Raw genomic sequence first — 16,738 nt, forward strand, 5'->3', positions numbered from 1 at the left:
GACAGCCCTCCCGCCGCTATAACCTGTTACTTTATAACCCCCTGCTCCTTCAGCTGCTTCATGACATTTTCCTCATATTCCTTCAGCTTGTAGGTCTTTTCCAGAGTCTGCACATAATTATCCCATTGGCTGATGGGCTCCCGGCCATAGATGAATTTCAACAGCGCTTCATTAATGAATTTCTTCCGGTCCTGATACAGACTGTCGCTCTCATCGGGGACCAAATAGACGCTGGGTTTGGGCGAGATGCTGTATTTCAGGTTGGTCTGGTGAACGGCGGATGTAAATTCCAGCTTCTTAAAGTTATAATACAAGGCATCGGCAGCCCTGCGGGGCAGCTTGTAGTGGTTCACATAGTGTTTTGCTTCCTGCACGGCCTTCTCCGGCGTAAGCCGGACAACCTCTTTTTTCTCATTATAATCCCAGAAGATTCCTTTGTCACCATAAGCAAAATACGGATAGGCCTCCTCATCTGCATACCAGTATTCCAGCAGGGCCAGAATCCGCTTGACCTTTTCCGGGTCCTGGGCGGCCTTCTTGGAAATGACCCACATGTTGCTCTGGAAAGCCATTTCGCCAAGAATTTGCTTGCCGTCAGGCCCTTTTACCGGTGCCATAGAAATCCACTCAGGAGTTTCACCGCTGACTTCAATTATTTTTGTGGGATTATCCATCATTCTCCAATCCGATACCGATATTCCAATTTTACCCTTCTGAATTTTCTCTCCCGTTGTCGCCAGAGTCACCCAGTCGGGATCAATGACCTTCTCCGTCACCATCCGGTTAATATAGGTGACCGCCTCCTTCATGCGGGGATCGGTGTTGTGATTCACCAGCTTCCCGTCCACAATATCAATCTTGTGGGGATTGACGCCGAACAGCCACATAATGGCGTTCAGTCCCAGTCCCTGAACAGCGGTGTTGGAGATATCCCCGTCCTTGGGAACTCCGCCGACAAACCCGTAGGTATCGTCCTTCCCGTTCTTATCGGGATCATTGAAGGTAAACGCCTTCATGACCTGGAACAGCTCTTCGGTTGTAGTGGGAACCTGCAGATTAAGGTTTTTCAGCCAGTCATTGCGGATCCACCATCCGGCAATTCCGCTGACAAGCTCCAGGCCGGGGGTGCCGATGGTTTTGCCCTTGAATTTGAGCGCATCCCATTGATCCTGGGAAAAGTACTTTTGCAGCTTGGGGAACTGATCCAGATAGCCGTCCAGCTCGGCAATCAATCCATCCTGATAATACTTGATGGCATCGGTCCGGTTATTGAAGAAGATCATGTCGGGAATGTCTCCGGAAGCAAGCAGCGTATTCAGCTTGGCGATGTCCTCGCCGGCAATGGGAATGGTCATTTGCAGATCGATGTTCACGGCGTTCTCCAGCATTTGCCGCTGGATGTCCTGCTCGCGGGCGGGCAGCGGAGTGCCGCCGCCGATCCAGCTGCCTGCATTGTACATGTTAAGGGTCATTTTCTTGGCAAAGGGATTATCGGGCTGAGTTGTTCCCCCGGCAGTGCTGGAGGCCGCCGTCGGATCGGCTCCCTTGGAGTCCCCGTTACCGCTGCAGGCGCTGAGTACAGGCAAAATCGCACATAATGACACAATCATCGTGTTTCTGAAACGCTTTCCTTTAAACATGCACATCTCCCCTTTTTTTAATCATAGTGGAATATAATGAAGAAGGTCAATGCCGGTGAAGCGGCATCATCCTTTTACTGCCCCAAGCATGGCTCCTTTGGTAAAATACTTCTGGATAAACGGATACACCAGCAGGATTGGAACGGTGGTCAAGACGACAGCCGCCATCTTGATGGCGTGGGAGCTTACCAGACGATCGTCGCCGTACTGGTTGATCTCCGCGTTCTGCTGCTGCACGCTGAGGAGAATGGTGCGCAGCACTACCTGCAGGGGATTCAGCTCAGGCTTGCTGATATACAATACCCCGTCAAAATAGCTGTTCCAATGAAATACCATATAGAACAGGCCTACGGTGGCCATAACAGGCATGGTCAAGGGAAATACAATGCGGGCCATGGTCTGCAATTCACCTGCACCGTCTACCTTGGCGGATTCCTCGATTTCGGGGGGCAGCTGCTCAAAGAAGCTTTTCATAATAATCACGTTGAAGGCCCCAACCAGGCCGGGAACAATCAGGGCCCAGATGGTGTTAGTAAGCCCCAGGCTCTGCACCACCAGATAGGTGGGAATCATGCCCCCGCTGAACAGCATGGTGAACACGATGTAGAACATGAAGACAGATCTTCCCGGCAGCATCTTCTTGGATAAGGGATACGCGGTCATGAAGGTAATCAGCAGATTAAGCGCCGTGCCCACAATCGTGCGGAACAGCGTAACCTTATAGGCTTGATCCAGAGCATAGCTTTCCCGGAACATCTCCCTGTAGGCATTCCATGTTACGGTATCGGGAAACAGGACAATTCCTTTACGCACGACCTCCGATTCCGGAGACATGGAAATTACAATTACATAATAAAAGGGAAACAGGCAGGCGACGGCAAGCAAGGCCAGCACTGCATAATTGATAATCTTGGCGATTTTTTCACCGGGTGTGAGGTATTCCATGAGGCCTCTCCTCCTTCGTCACCAGATTTGTCCGTCGAATTTCTTGGCCAGTTCATTGGCGCCTACCACCAGCACCAGTCCGATCAGGGATTTGAACATGCCCACTGCCGTAGCAATCCCCATCTGCAGCCGCTGCACACCCTCCCGGTAGACCCATGTATCAATAATGTCGATCTTCTCCTGGTTGAAGACGTTGGCCATCATAAAGATTTGATCGAAGCCTGCGTCCAGGATATGACTCAGCTTGATAATCAACAGCACAATGATGACATTGCGGATGCCCGGCAAGGTGACATGCCAGATCTGCCTCCACTTGGAAGCGCCGTCCATCCGGGCGGACTCGTACAGACTGGGATCAATGCCCGCCAGCGCGGCCAGATAGAGAATGGCGCCCCAGCCGATCTCCTTCCAAATATCTGAAGCGACCACCAGAAACCGGGCCCAGTTGGGAGACGTCAGAAAGGAAATGCTGTCATAACCCATCTGCTTCAGAACAATATTGACCACCCCCTCGCCGGGGGAAAGCAGAGCCAGCATAAGACCATAGACAATGACCCATGACAGAAAATGGGGCAGGTAGGTGATGGTTTGGACGATCCGCTTGAACCACTGTCTGTTTATTTCATTGAGCATAAGGGCAAGGATTACCGGAGCGGAAAATCCGAACAACAGCTTATACAGGGAAATGAGTACGGTATTTTCAATCAGGTCCCAGAAATAGGCGCCCTCGAAGAACTGGTTGAAGTTGGCCATCCCCACCCAAGGGCTGTCCCAGAAGCCCAACACCACATTGTACTTCTTGAAGGCCAGAATCAAGCCCAGCATGGGAATATATTTGAAGATGGTAAAGTAGGCCAGACCCGGAACAAGCAGCAAATACATGATCTTATACCGGCGAATGACGCGCAGCAGCCTCCTTAGCAAACCCTGCTTCACCCGCTGTTTTTCGGTTGCCAAGGCGACATTCATTTGCCTTCCCCCTCCTTAAAGGAACCGGTTACAAACGGCTTTAAGGCCAGCTCATCGATTTCCACACCGAGCCCGGGAACATCGGGCACTGTCAGGTGGTCCTTCTCCAGCCGGAATGCGGCCTGGGAATAAGGGCTGCAGCTCTTCAGCGCATTGGGCTGGTATTCATAGAGCAGGAAATTGGAGACGGCAGCCGACACATGAATGGAAGCGGCGTGGCCGATGGCCTGGTGGGCGCTGAGATGGGGGGCAAACATGAGATGGTGGGCCTCTGCCAAGGCGGCAATCCGCATCATCTCCGTTATTCCGTTGCGCCCCATGTCCGGCTGAACCACCTCCACCGCCCCGGAGACGATCCATTCCCGGAAGGTATAGATGGTGCGCAGCGGCTCTCCCACTGCAATCGCCACATCTACAGCCTCTGCCAGCTTGCGGTGGCCGGGAAGGTCCTCGAAGGTGAGAGGCGTTTCAAAGAACAGGGCGTCCATCTCGCCAAGCTCTCTTCCCAGCGTATAGGCCTCGGTATGGTTCAGCTTCCCGTGGGCGTCATACATCAGTTCCAGCTGATCCGCATTATAGGTGCGGCGAAGCGCATGGAGCAGCTCCAGGTCCTTGGTCTTGCCTTGCCCGAAGGTATGGATTTTGACGGCGCGGAAGCCTTCTTCCTTGATCCGCGCCACACTCTCCAGCTTCTCCTCCACAGTGGCTCCCGGAACGCTGGAGCAATAGCACCGCAGCCGATCCCGGTATTTGCCGCCCAGAAGCATGCAGACGGGAAGCCCCAGAGCCTTGCCCTTTATGTCCCAGAAGGCAATATCCAGCCCGGCCATGGCGTCGACCAGATATCCTCCCGTGTAGCCCCGCTCCCGCAGCGTATCCAGCATTTTGTCCCACAGCACTTGATTTTGCAGAGGATTCTCCCCCAGTGCCAAGGGGGCCAGATGATGCTTCAGGATGGCCAGCGCAACCTCCGGATTGGTGGGCGCCAGAATCTCTCCCCAGCCCTCCACCCCTTCATCGGTGGTCACCTTCACAAATACGGTTTCCGCATGGGTGGAATATATGCAGGAGCGTCTGCCCTCGTTAATATAATAGTCCTTGGTAAGAAAACGTCTATTGGCTGTACTGGCCGGCTTCGCCGGGGGCAGCTTGACGATAAAGCCCTCGATACTGGTAATTTTCATTACGGTCACCTCTCATTCACTTGTATGGACCAGGAAAATAGTCGGGCGCTTCCGGAATCCAGCCCTCTTGCCCCCGTTTCTTCTCCGTCCCATGGAAGATTGCAGGCATCGGGGACGCAGCTGTGGGGCTCCAGGGAAATGGCGTTGGCCCAGGAGGGTTTGAACAGCACCATATTGGAAAACAGCGGGTCCGTCCGCAGGAGCAGACGCCGGGCGGCAGGACGATCCTCGATGACCCAGACGCTCTCCTTGCTCTCCAATCGGAGGAAGGCAAGATCGCTATTCATTTCCCCCAACGGAAGCCCTTCCTCCAATCTTTGTGTGAGCCCGGTAGGCACGGGCAGTCCGGCGGCTTGCCCTTCTCCGTCTCGGGGCCATTCCGCACAGGGTGGCGCATAGAGCACCACATCCTTCAGCCCGCCGGAGAAGACAAAATACGGATGAAATCCCAGGGCAAGAGGGACTGTGCATTCCCCTCCGTTGAAGGCGCTTCCTTGAAGGTATAAATCCCCGTCCCTCACGCTGTATGTCAGACGGCATTCCAGCTTATGGGGAAAATAAGCATACCGCTGCGGGTCCCGGTCATAGGCGTACACCGCTTCCGCAAACGCCCCTTCCGCGGCAGAGGCGCCATGCCGCTTTAGCTCCCAGGGCAGCCTGCCGATTTCCCCATGCACATGATGGGGCCCGTGGGTCAGCGGCAGCTGATAGGAGCGTCCGGCATATTGGAAGCGTCCCCCGCTGACCCGGCCGGGCGGGCTCAATACGGGAATGCCGAAGCGGGTGGGCCATCTTCTCAGTTGGGCCAGTGAAAGCGGGGGCAGGATAATGTCCCGGCCGCCCCGGGCATAACGGATGACATTCATGCCAATGCCGGGCGCAATGTCCACTGTACAATCCGTTTGTTCATCCCGCAGGCGCAGGACGGATTCCCCCTCTAGCTCTATAATGGAGGCGCTGTACCGCTTGCTCATGGCTTTGGTCCCCCGGAGTCCTCCCGGCGCACCTCAGGCGCTTCCTCTTCCCGGGAAACGAATGCGTATCTTCCCGGCTTCCAGCGGGCCCGCAGCCTGTCCCGCACCAGCGCTCCGGGCGCCAGCGCCGACATGCCCCCATCCAAGGGCAGATCCGCCCCGTTGACGAAGGACGCCAGGTCTGAGGCCAGGAAAAGAACCGCGTTGGCCACATCCTCCGGATAGCCCAACCGCCCCGCGGGGTAACAATCCACATTCGCCTGAAAGTCCGGATTAGGCCATTGCTGGCCTTGAACTTCCCGGGTCACAATCGAGGCGGGGGAAATGCAGTTGGCCCGCAGCCCCCATGCGGCCCCCTCCAGCACCAGCTGGCGGGTGAGGGCCATGATGCCGCTTTTGGCCGCGGAATAAGCCGGAAACCCCGGGTTGGCCCGCAGGGCATTGATGGAAGAGATGTTGACCACGGCAGGGCGGGAGGATCGGCGGAGCAAGGGCAGGGCATGTTTGGCGCAAAGAAAGACCGAGGTCAGGTTCAGATCGAGGGTCTCCCGCCATTCCTCCAGCGTCAGCCCGGCAATGGAGCCGGCCCGGGTTACACCGGCATTGTTCACCAGGATATCCAGATGCTCCAGACTGGCGAAAACCTGCGCTACCTCGTCCTCGCAGGCAACATCCAGCCGCCTGGTGATGACGGACGCTCCCTGTTCCCGTTGCCGGAGCTGCGAAGCCGCCTCTTCCAGCTCCGGTTCCTTGATATCCGTCATGACCACCCGGCAGCCCTCTTCAGCCAGCCGCCTTGCAATGGCAGCTCCAATTTTACCCGCTGCGCCTGTTACAAGTGCGGTTCTTCCACTCAGCAGCATGGCCAATCCGCTCCTTCCCTGCTTCTCTTTACACTTCTTATGATACAGAAGGGCCGTTCGCCATTTTTTAAAAATTTATTGATGTTGTATAGAAATTTTTATATGCTCCGCCCGAAAAAGAGAAAAGGGGGCTGCTGTCCGAAAGGTACGCCAAGGTGACGTCTGAGGACAAGCAGAATCTGGCTAACGAATCTCTATCACGCTATTTCGCCAAAACGGGCATGATAAAAAATCTAACGAATCTATATCACGTTATTCGCCTGTTTGAACGCAGTTCGGCGCAAATCCGGACAAATAGCGATCCTACGATTCGTTAGATTTCAAACAGGCTCACCTATAGTCAAATAGCGATACCTGGATTCGTTAGCGTTTCTCCCATTTTTAAAGCTTTCAAGACAGCCTTTTTCCGCGAGTGCTTGCAGCTTGCTGAATATTTATTCCTCCCATTTGACGTTTCGGACAGCTCTTGCGAAGATGAGGCCATCCGGCGCGAAAAACGGCTTTGCAGCAGCTTAGCGGCCGGTTAAGCTTTGCAGCGCTCTGGCCAGCAAAGCCGCCGCCTCGGCCCGGGTGGCGGTCTCAGCAGGGCGGAAGCTGCCGTCGGGATATCCATCAACCAGGCCCTCTTTCACCGCCAGCTTCACCCATCCGAGGGCCCAGGACGATATTTTCCCCTCATCGTTGAAAGCAAGCAGCGCCGCCTGTCCGCTCTCCTCCACTGTTTTGCCCTGTATGCTCAGAATCGCCCGCATCAGGATTACCACCAGCTGCTCCCGGGTCACCCCTTCATCCGGGCCAAACCGGCCACCGTCCAATCCGTTGATCCAGCCAAGGACATAGGCTTGGTAAATCGCCTCCTTGGCCCAATGGGCCTCCGCATCCGCGAATGCTTCCTCCGGCAGCCTGGCTCCGGCTGATTCCTCGCCCAGCGCCCGGATCAGCACCGCGGCAAACTCCCCCCGGGTCATGCCCCGCTCCGGCTGGATGCTGCCGTCCGGATAACCGTCGATGATCCCCTTTTCCTTCAACTCCCTGAACAGCTCCTTGGACCAATGGTCAGCCGCATCGGTGAAGGGCGGCTCCTCTTCCGCCCCCGGGCCTCCCGTGTCCGGCTCCCCTGTCTCCGGCTCCCCCGCCCCCGGTTTGCCCGGCTCCGGCTGCCCTGGGGCCAGGGCGGTCGGCTCATTCGGTTTCGGCTGCTCTGGAGCCGGTTCACTGGACTCTTCATCCCCATCCTCCGGCGGAACATAGGGCGCCGATGCCCGGATCACGTTCACCGTGTACAGCTTCTCCGCGGCTCCATCCGCCGCCGTCACCCGAAGCTCCAGCCGATTAGTCCCCACTGCAAGGGGCAAACCGGCGGTGGTCTGCCCGCTTGCCAGCTCTACGGCTTCTCCTCCATTATGCTTCAGCTTCATGGCCGCTTCCGGCACCTTCGGCACCGCCTTCACCGTTATGCTGTCCACTTGGTGGTCTGCGTGCAGCGTGTAGTCGGTGACCGTCCGGTCAAATCCCGCCAGGTTTACCGGCGCAAGGCTCAGGCTGCTCAAGTAGGCATTATGCCAGTCCGCCGCGTCTAACCGGAATACCCGGGATTGGGCCAACACCCGATTTCCCGCCCGGTCGGCTGCCCGGACATGGAGCACCCACTCTCCGTAGCCCGACTCCAGTCTTACTGCTTCTCCATTGGCAAAAGCGCTCCAGCCCGCTTCCTCTCCCGGTGTGTCCAGGCTGCGGCTCCATACATATTCCAGGGACCCTCCATCCGCTCCGGAGCCTTCATCCCGGACTGTTATAACGGCGGCTGCCCCCTCCAATGCCTCTTCCCTTCCATCCGGGGCAAATTCCACCTCCGGCGCAGTCAGGTCCAGCCGAACCTCGCTTTTCTCCAGCATCCGGTTCCCCGCCTCATCCTCCGCCTGGAACCAGAGCTTGTGAATCCCTTCTTGGCCGATAACAATAGGGCCTTCATACGGCAGCCATACCTGCCCCTGATCCAGCGAGTAGGTAACGGACGTAACGGTTGGCCCGTTCACATTAACCGCGTACACGCTGGCCGTTACCGGCCGGTTGCTCCATGTCCCGGAAACATACACCGTCCCGTCGTCCTTGCTGAAGCCCGCCGCCACCTGCAGCCCTTCCTTGCTGATGCGCGTCACATACGCTTCCTCCGCCAGATTGCCCGCCTGGTCCGCGGCGCGGAACAGCAGCGTGTGCACGCCGCTATCCGTCAGCCCCAGTTCTTCCCCCGGAGCATACTCCCGCCAATTCTCCCCGCCGTCCAGCGAAACGTCAATGCGGTCCAAGCCGCTGCCCTCATCCCGGGCATAGACCGCCCAACTTACGGTCCGGGAGGTCCACCCCCCGGGAGCATAGGCTGTCCCGTCCTCCTGCGTCCCCACCGCCTCCAGATCAGGAGCCGTATTGTCCAGCCGGAACGCCTGGGACCGGGCAAAAACGGGGTGGCCAGCCCCGTCCTCCGCCCGCACATGCAGATACCAGAGGCCGTCGCCGGCCTCCAGCTTCACAGGCTGCGCCGCATCCACCGGCTGCCAGCCTGCCTCCTTCCCCGGCGTTTCCGGGCCGGGGGACCAGACGGCCAGCACCTCCGGCCGGCCGTAAGTGACGCTTACCACGGTGGAAGCGGTCTTGCCCCAGGCCTCCCGGCCATCGGGCTGAAAGCCGATCTCTACCGGGAGAATAGCCTGGAATTTATACCCATTGGCTGCGGCATAGGCTTGAGCGGTTGAACCCTCATAGCCCAGGATCGTCAAACCGGCGGGATTAAAGTCCAACAGCCGCCGGCCCAACACCGCATCCGTTCCTCCCACTGCCACCTCCGTCAGCGCATTGAGGCGCAGGGCCGAGTCCTCCACAGTCTCCACCTGCTCCGGCAATACGATCCCGGTCAGCGCATTGTCCCGGAAAGCGGAATGGCCGATGGAGCGCACACTGTCCGGAATCACGGCTTGGGTCAGCCCCTTGCCCTGGAAGGCGGAATCGCCAATGGCCACAACGGGCAGACCGGCAATAACCGGGGGAATAACCGCCTCCCCCCGTCCGGTGAAACCGGTGACGGTCACTCCATTGCCATCCTCATTGACCTTGTACAGGAAATGCCCTTCCCGCCGGTCATCCAGATTCCAGATTCCCTCCAGTTGGGGATGGATGGTCAGGCTCATGGTGTAATCAGCGTTTTTGTACTCCTTCAGCAATACCCGGGAGGTAGGAGGCACCACCAGAACCGCTGTGCCGGAGGACCGGATCTCCGTGCTCAGCACAAAGCTGTCCAGCCCCAGCACCGTGCCGTCGTGGATATTCTTGAATTCGCCAGTAATGCGCAGCCCGTTGGGCAGAAGCTCCTCCAAAGGCACAGGAAACTCGCTCTGGGGCACAACCAGCCGCAGCACCCGCTGGCCGGGATTCATGCCCGCCTGAGTTACGGTCAGATCGAACGGAGCTTCATAGCTTCCTTGTTCAGACACTGGGAAATATACCGCTATATCGAAATTATAGTCCTTATAGTCCGCCAATGGGACCGCCGTCGTAGGCTCCACCACCAGCACCGTCGTTCCGTTGGTCCGAATTTCATTCCCGCGGATCACCGAATCCAGCTGCAGCACCGATTGGTTCGTCTTGTGGGTCAGCGTTCCCTTGATCTTCAAGCCCTGCAGGGAATTGACCTCCAAGGGCTCAGGGAAATCGGACTGGCTGACCACCAGACGGATTTCTTTTTTCGCGGAGTTCATGCCCGCCAAAGTCACGGCAACATCTACCGGCTCAAGCAGCGAGTCCACGCGCCAATACGCCGGAGAAACCACTTTGACCGCAAAATTGTAATCCTTATAATCTTTCAATGGAACATCAAGCGTAGGCTCCACCACCAGCACCGTGGTGCCGCCGGCTCGCACTTCATTGCCCCGGATTACCGAATCCAGCTGCAGCACCGATTGATCCTGCTTATGGGTCAGCGTCCCCTTGATCCTCAAGCCCTTGAGCTTATTCTCCTCCAGCGGATAGGGAAAATCGGACTGGCTGACCACCAGACGGATTTCCTTGCGGGAGGAGTTCATGCCTGCCAGAGTCACCGCAACCTCCAATTCCTCATATTCCAGCACCCGCTCCGCCGGCACCTGAACAGAAAGGAAGATATTATAGCTGTCATAGGAAGCCAACGGAACTGCGGCAGTCGGTTTGACTATCAGCGTTAACGTCCCTGCCGCATGATTCACCTCGTTGCCCACAATTTCACTGGACAGCAGCCTGGTGGAGCCATCCGTCCTATGGGTCAGCACACCGCTCACCTTCATCCCCTTCAGCACATTCGCCGCCGGGAGCAGCGGGAAGAAGTCCTCCGCCGGCACCTCCAACCGCAGCGTATTGTTTTGGGAATCGGCGCCGCTGCTCAGCGCCCATGTATCCATGCTTACAGTATTCCCTTGACTCGTCTCCAGTTCGATGCCCGAATGGGAGAAATCATAGGGCTTCAGCTCTCCGCCGCCCAGAACCTCCGTTCCGCCGTCCGTTTTGAAAACTGTCAGCTCATACTGAAAGCTCTTGGAAGGATCATCCACTTTAATCAGGAACTCATAGGGATAACCCGTCTTTTCCGCGCTGAAGGACTCTCCTCCAATGGTATAGTTCAGAACTGCCTTGTCGGTGGTGTCATTCTGATCCGTTGCGTACACGTAGGCATAATAGCTCTCCGGCGTTACCTGGATCACATGGCCCTTGCCCCGGGTATGCTCCACTGTAGTGCCTTCCGTATAATTGGAATACTCGAAGTCCGGATTGGCATACGCCGGCGTCTTCACCGCTGTCAGGCCATGGAGCACCACGGACTTGATCCCTTTGGCCGGGATGGTCAGCGTAAAGGCTCCGTTCACCACGCTCACCGCGCTTTTGCTTCCGTCCGCCTCATAGACCGTTGCCGTACCCGTATAGCTCCCGGCAGGATCGGCCTTCTCTCCCAGCGTCACTGTGGAGGTCACCGCATCATTGCCTTCATTCATCAGGGCCACGCCCAGCACCCCGTCCTTGCGGGCGGCCACATAGTCGATTTCCACCGTATCCGGCTCTACGATGCCCCGGTCCAGCCACAGCCACATGTCCTCTTCCTCATAAAATTTCCCCGGCGCATGGCCGAATTGATTGGAGGCGAAATAGGCGTACCCCGACTGGTAAAGAGACGGGAACTCCACATGCTGCTCCGACTTCACCCAGGCGCTGTTGATCAGGAAATCCTCCAGCATGCTGATGAACACCGGAATGTGGTGCCAATAGATGGAGGTAAAGTCCGGTCCGGTGTACGGATAATCCTCCTTCATCTGATGGAAGAGAATCCGGTCCTGATAGTAGCCGGGATAGTTGCCGTACCGGCCGATGGTAGCGTTGCGGGCCATGTTGTAGAAAAACTCATCCCCGGTGTACACCGACAGCTTCGCGAGCATCCCCGCCCAGTTGTTCATGGTGATCACATTGCCGTGCCCCGGAGTAGAGGGATGCTCCGTCCCCATGCCAACCCGGCCGCCCAGCCAGCCCGGAGCCGTTTCCGTTTCCAGAGGCACGCCCAGCTCTTGGGCGGGTTTGGCTTCTCCGTCCACATTGCCCAGCCGCCATTGCTGCTCGCCGTGCCACCAGAAATTGAAGCGGTTGGCGTACAGGGGCCGGGTGCCGGATTTTTCCTGAGTGACGGTATAATCCGTTTCCGCGTAATCATCATGATAGCCCGTAGTCCATACGCCGGTCAGAAGCAATTGGGCGTTCTGCTCCGCCCCATCCAGATAGCGCTGTTCTCCCGTGGCCTCATAAGCGGCCAGCAGAGTGGCAACCATCGGAATATAATCCCCATATACAAAGCCGTTGACAAAGCGGATTTCCCGGTTGGCTCCCGCATTGGGATGCTGCTGCAAATAGCGGTCGGCCAGCGTCCGCAAATGATTCAAATACTGCTCATCCTCAGTGTATTTGAACATAATCGCCTGGTCCGCCACTCCGGCTAGGCTGGCTTGCTGGGAGGGAGACTGTACCGCCTGATCCAACAGGAAAGGCATCCGTCCCTGGGTCATTTCATACAGACCGCCGTAAACATGCGCAGAATAATTGGTGATGGGCCCGCCAATAGGAGTGGGCAGGGCACCTGCATAATTGCTGGTTCCCCCGTCTCCCGTTCCCCGAAAATGCGGCCTGTTTCTGCCCAATATGTAGGCCAGAGTGGGTATGGCGCGGTCATCCAAAATCGCTTCATCCTCCGTCAGCAGATAGCGCTGCAAAGCCGCCATGCTGTTGGAGACGGTAACCAGATCCTTCTCCTCCATATTGTAATGGGCCATGTCTTCTGTATCCCAGCCGCCGTAATCGTCGTCCATCATCAGGTCGGTGGCGTTATAGATGGCTTCATTCAGCGAGTGGAAATAGTTGGTGCGGATATCCCGGGCGTTATACAGATTTTCTGCGGTATGCTTGAAGGTATCATACCAGGAAGCCGCTTGGTTAATAATCCGGTAGGACACGGAATAGCTGTCCCCCGCCTCGAATAGGCTGTGCCCCGAACCGAACATGGGCGCGGTAAATTGCGGCCGCACATTCTGCTCCGGCCCGCGGAGCACCAGACCGAAGGAGGAGGTTTCCGGATAGGCATAATCCTGCGGCACCGACACCGGGTCCATGGCAATGCCCGAGGTCATCGCCTTGCCCCCAAAGCGGGTGTTTCCCTCCGCGTAATGCAGGGTAGCCATTGGCGTAAACAAGTAGGACTCCGGCACAATCGTTGAGCCGGCCGGAACATTCTTTTTCACATACAGCAAAGGCGCAGTAACGGTGTCAAAGTCACTGTAGGCGGTTTCATTCCCGCTGAACAGCAGGAACGAATAGGCTCCCTCCTGAGAGAATTCCGCCTCCAGAGTAACCTTGGGATCATCGCTCAGATCATCCAATTCAAAGACAACCTTCAGCTCCGCTTCACTGTGGCTTGGAAAGCTGAGCTCTACCTTATGGTCATTGATCTTCGTAAAACCGCTGGGAATAAACCAGACGGGAACCCCGGAGCGAAAAAAATCGCTGACGACGGTATTGACGGAGACACCCTCCAGCTCCACTTCCTGACTGAATTGAATAAACTGCCCGTCTTGGCCGGCAAACTGGCTATTGGAGGCGGCCATCATCAGGAAACCCAGCTGCTCTGTCTTTTCCTTCACCTGCAGCCATTGGCCATCCTCTTTGATAAAAATTTCATTTTGCACCAGATCGCCTTCCTGGCCGGTTCCCTTATGAAACACCACCTTGACGCTCCCGTTTTCAATCGAGGCTGTTTCAGCGGAAGGGACATCGGCTGCCGCCCATTCCGGAAAATCGGCGGGAGGCAGCGCGGAGAACGGGTCCTCAGGCTGCGCCAGCTCAATCAATTCATCCAGATCCTCCGGAGGAACAAGGCTTAAATCCTTGGTGAGAAAGAACCCTTCGCAACGGGCATAGAAGGCGGAGGTATCGATCAGGGACAATTCATGAACCCCGGCCTCCAAGGTGTAAACCCCCACCTCCGTCCAACGGAAGCCCTCTTGTCCGTGAGCGCCGAATTTCTTGTCCGCCCTTGCCCCGTCCACCCCCACATGGAAGGTACGGGTGCCAGGCTGATTGGTGGCAAAATCCCGGTCCCGCACCCACAGCTTGTATTGGCCGGCAGACTCAACATTGACCCTGGCAATAGCCGGCTCCCCGCCGTCGCCCGGGTCCGCTTCCTCCGCTGTAGACGCCGTGGCCCGGCCGGTTACGTAGCTTCCGGTTAACGTCCACGAACCAAAGCTGTAAAAATAGTTCGGCGGGATGTAATAGTGCAGCTTCTCTTCCGGCTGCGGTCCGGTATCCGCCCGGGCTGTTGGAGTAAAAGCCAGCTGCGGGATAAATGAGCCCAGCAGCAAAATGGCCAAAAGCAGAGAGAGCATTCGCTTCATCATAAAAATAAAATCCCTCCCAAAAATTGTCATTCAGGAAACCGGCAAAACAGGGCCTCCCAATTTGTTACCGCTTTCATTTGAAGCTCTTGAAATTTCGCTGAGTATCCCCCCTTCCCTGTCCCTTTCCATGATAAAAAAAACGGCTGGATGATTTTTGAAATATTTTTTGAAATAGTATAAAAATTTTTCGCACCTGTCCGAGCGCGCAAGCAAAAAAGAGGCTGCCCCCAAAATAAGGGACAACCTCAGCAAAAGTGGCAAAGGCATGGATATCATCTGTCATTCTAATTGGGGGTGATCATGGCCACCCAGCCGTCAGCCGGCTGCAGAGCAATCCGTATGGCACCATCCCCAGGCTCCCGCCGCAGTTCCCGTCTCTCCAAAACTTCAGGCGTCGGACTCAAGACCTGGACGCCGCCCCAGCGGACATCGCCAAGCAGCGGGGCAAGCTCCAGCTCCACCGTCATCGCCTTGCCGGTGCCGTTCAATGCCGCCAGAAACCAGACCTGCCCGCTCCTGCGGGCCATCACGGCCAACCGGGCGATATCGCTCACAGGCAGCACACGGGTCTCATCCCATACGCTGGGGATCGCCTTCAGCAGCTCCAAAGCCGGAGCAACCCGCTGGTCGCGCAGCAGCACCTCCGGATTCTCGGCGATCACCTGAAGCGGCGAGGTGAACAGGACGGCGGTGGCCAGCTGATGCGCCCATGTGGTAGCCCCCGGATTGGTGAAGCCCACCGGCGTATAATCGCCATGCCCGGCAACGAATCGGGTAAACGGCAGAGCGGCATTATGGAAGGCGGGGATCGGCCCCTCCTTCATCTTGTTCAGCTCCAGTCCGCGAATGCCTTCACGGGAGATTTCGTTGGGATAGGTCCGGGACTCTCCCGTCGGCTTGGAGATGCCGTGGAAGTTTATCATCAGCTTAAGCTCTGCGGCAATCCGAAGGGCATTCACTTCGAAGTCGATAGAAGCCTTATCCTCACAGTCGATGAAATCGACCTTAAGGCCGGCACATCCCGCTTCCTTCACCTTGCGGAAGAAGCTGCGGATGCTGGCCCAGCCGTCCGCAGGATGGTTGATTTCCTTGGACCGTTTCCAGACGAAGACGCCGATCCCCCGTTCAGCGGCATAAGCCGTCAGCTCCCGCAGGCTGCCCCATGGATCGTCCCACCGCTCCCAGCCCTCGTCGATGGTCGTATATTCGAAGCCCAACTCCTGTGCGCAATCGATCATCCGGCGCTCCTCTTCCGGCGTGCCGGTTCCGAGGCTCCACCAGCGCCAGACGGAGCGGCCGGGCCGGATATAGCCCGTATCGGCGAACAACTCGGGAGACGGGGCCGGGTTCAGATTGGTCAACAGATCGGAATTGACCAGACCGTCCAAATCCGGACTGACCAGCACAACCCGCCAGGGCGTCACAATGGTCCCCGCAACCTCGAAGCCGTTCTCCCCTTCCGTAAAATTCGCCCGCAGCCGCCGTCCTTCCTGCGCCTCGATTCTCATGCCGCTGTAATCGGACAAGGCCGCTTCCATCACAGCCGCATACCGGACCCGTCGCCCATCCCCGCCGGCCAGATCATAGACCAGCGGCGTACCCTGCACCGGCCCCTGCCCGGATACCTCATGGAGCCGCTCCGCCGGGACCTTCAGCCATTCCCCCGCATAGCTCTTCAGCTTCCAGCCGTTATCCCGCTCGAAGTACCAGACGCTGCTGCCTGCCGGCATAGTCCAGCTGGAGGCCTCGCCGCCTACCAGGCGCGAGCCTGCTCCCGCTTCTCCGGGAATCACATACCGGAAGGCAAATCCGTCGTCGTAGCACCTGGCCATCAGCGTCCACACGGTATCTGACGGCACATGCCGGATAGCGGCCGTCAACTGGAAGCAATGGTTTACCGCCTGCGTATGACAGCCCCTGGTGGGGTATGTTTCCCGGATTTCCGCAACGCTCCCGCCCTCTATCCGCACCTCCGAGCCTAAGCACACCCCATCCACCGTAATGCCAAGCTCCGATTCCTCAACAACGGACTCACCGTAAACCGCAACGGAATAGACCAATACTCCGGCGGATGAGAGGCGGATGTCGCCCTTCACCATACCGCCGGGGCTAACCAGAGTGAAGGTTTGCGCATGATGCTGTGCTGCCGATGCTTCCATAAACCATTCCTCCTCCATTGAAAAAGGGGAAGCAAGCCTCCTTCGCTTTGCG

At 57.3% G+C, this 16,738-nt stretch carries 8 protein-coding genes; all 8 read right to left on the reverse strand.

Going from position 1 to position 16,738, the window contains the following annotated elements:
* Positions 1 to 26 precede the first annotated feature (26 nt).
* The 8 genes from DQG13_RS23290 to DQG13_RS23330 all read right to left on the reverse strand — a co-directional run bounded on the left by DQG13_RS23290 (position 27) and on the right by DQG13_RS23330 (position 16,686).
* Entirely contained in the window at positions 27 to 1,640 is a 1,614-nt protein-coding gene (locus DQG13_RS23290) for a type 2 periplasmic-binding domain-containing protein (RefSeq protein ID WP_181592948.1), read from the reverse strand.
* Between the two features lie 66 nt (positions 1,641 to 1,706).
* Positions 1,707 to 2,585 carry a carbohydrate ABC transporter permease gene (locus DQG13_RS23295; RefSeq protein ID WP_113022578.1) on the reverse strand — a complete coding sequence of 293 codons (879 nt, stop codon included), beginning with the start codon at positions 2,583 to 2,585 and terminating at the stop codon, positions 1,707 to 1,709.
* A gap of 18 nt (positions 2,586 to 2,603) precedes the next feature.
* A complete protein-coding gene (locus DQG13_RS23300; RefSeq protein ID WP_113022579.1) occupies positions 2,604 to 3,554 on the reverse strand; it encodes an ABC transporter permease in 951 nt (316 codons plus the stop codon).
* Complete coding sequence (locus DQG13_RS23305) at positions 3,551 to 4,738, reverse strand: mandelate racemase/muconate lactonizing enzyme family protein (RefSeq protein ID WP_113022580.1); 1,188 nt, start codon at positions 4,736 to 4,738, stop codon at positions 3,551 to 3,553. The genes DQG13_RS23300 and DQG13_RS23305 overlap by 4 nt, the downstream gene beginning before the upstream one ends.
* Before the next feature lie 5 nt (positions 4,739 to 4,743).
* Positions 4,744 to 5,712, reverse strand: coding sequence for an aldose 1-epimerase (locus DQG13_RS23310; protein WP_113022581.1), 969 nt, complete (start codon positions 5,710 to 5,712; stop codon positions 4,744 to 4,746).
* Positions 5,709 to 6,575 (reverse strand): SDR family NAD(P)-dependent oxidoreductase, encoded by an 867-nt coding sequence (locus tag DQG13_RS23315; RefSeq protein WP_113022582.1) that lies wholly within the window; start codon positions 6,573 to 6,575, stop codon positions 5,709 to 5,711. The genes DQG13_RS23310 and DQG13_RS23315 overlap by 4 nt, the downstream gene beginning before the upstream one ends.
* A gap of 512 nt (positions 6,576 to 7,087) precedes the next feature.
* The gene (locus DQG13_RS23320; protein ID WP_181592949.1) at positions 7,088 to 14,527 is read right to left on the reverse strand and encodes an S-layer homology domain-containing protein; all 7,440 of its coding nucleotides are present in this window, start codon (positions 14,525 to 14,527) and stop codon (positions 7,088 to 7,090) included.
* 284 nt (positions 14,528 to 14,811) lie between these two features.
* A complete protein-coding gene (locus tag DQG13_RS23330; protein ID WP_181592950.1) occupies positions 14,812 to 16,686 on the reverse strand; it encodes a glycoside hydrolase family 97 protein in 1,875 nt (624 codons plus the stop codon).
* Positions 16,687 to 16,738: the final 52 nt, after the last annotated feature.

It is taken from the genome of Paenibacillus sp. YN15 (genome assembly GCF_003285005.1).
Taxonomy (GTDB): Bacteria; Bacillota; Bacilli; order Paenibacillales; family NBRC-103111; genus Paenibacillus_AR.

Bases quoted from the DNA above. Each gene is read 5' to 3' on its own strand.
- DQG13_RS23290 (WP_181592948.1), bottom strand. From the start codon at position 1,640: ATGTTTAAAGGAAAGCGTTTCAGAAACACGATGATTGTGTCATTATGT.
- DQG13_RS23295 (WP_113022578.1), bottom strand. From the start codon at position 2,585: ATGGAATACCTCACACCCGGTGAAAAAATCGCCAAGATTATCAATTAT.
- DQG13_RS23300 (WP_113022579.1), bottom strand. From the start codon at position 3,554: ATGAATGTCGCCTTGGCAACCGAAAAACAGCGGGTGAAGCAGGGTTTG.
- DQG13_RS23305 (WP_113022580.1), bottom strand. From the start codon at position 4,738: ATGAAAATTACCAGTATCGAGGGCTTTATCGTCAAGCTGCCCCCGGCG.
- DQG13_RS23310 (WP_113022581.1), bottom strand. From the start codon at position 5,712: ATGAGCAAGCGGTACAGCGCCTCCATTATAGAGCTAGAGGGGGAATCC.
- DQG13_RS23315 (WP_113022582.1), bottom strand. From the start codon at position 6,575: ATGCTGCTGAGTGGAAGAACCGCACTTGTAACAGGCGCAGCGGGTAAA.
- DQG13_RS23320 (WP_181592949.1), bottom strand. From the start codon at position 14,527: ATGATGAAGCGAATGCTCTCTCTGCTTTTGGCCATTTTGCTGCTGGGC.
- DQG13_RS23330 (WP_181592950.1), bottom strand. From the start codon at position 16,686: ATGGAAGCATCGGCAGCACAGCATCATGCGCAAACCTTCACTCTGGTT.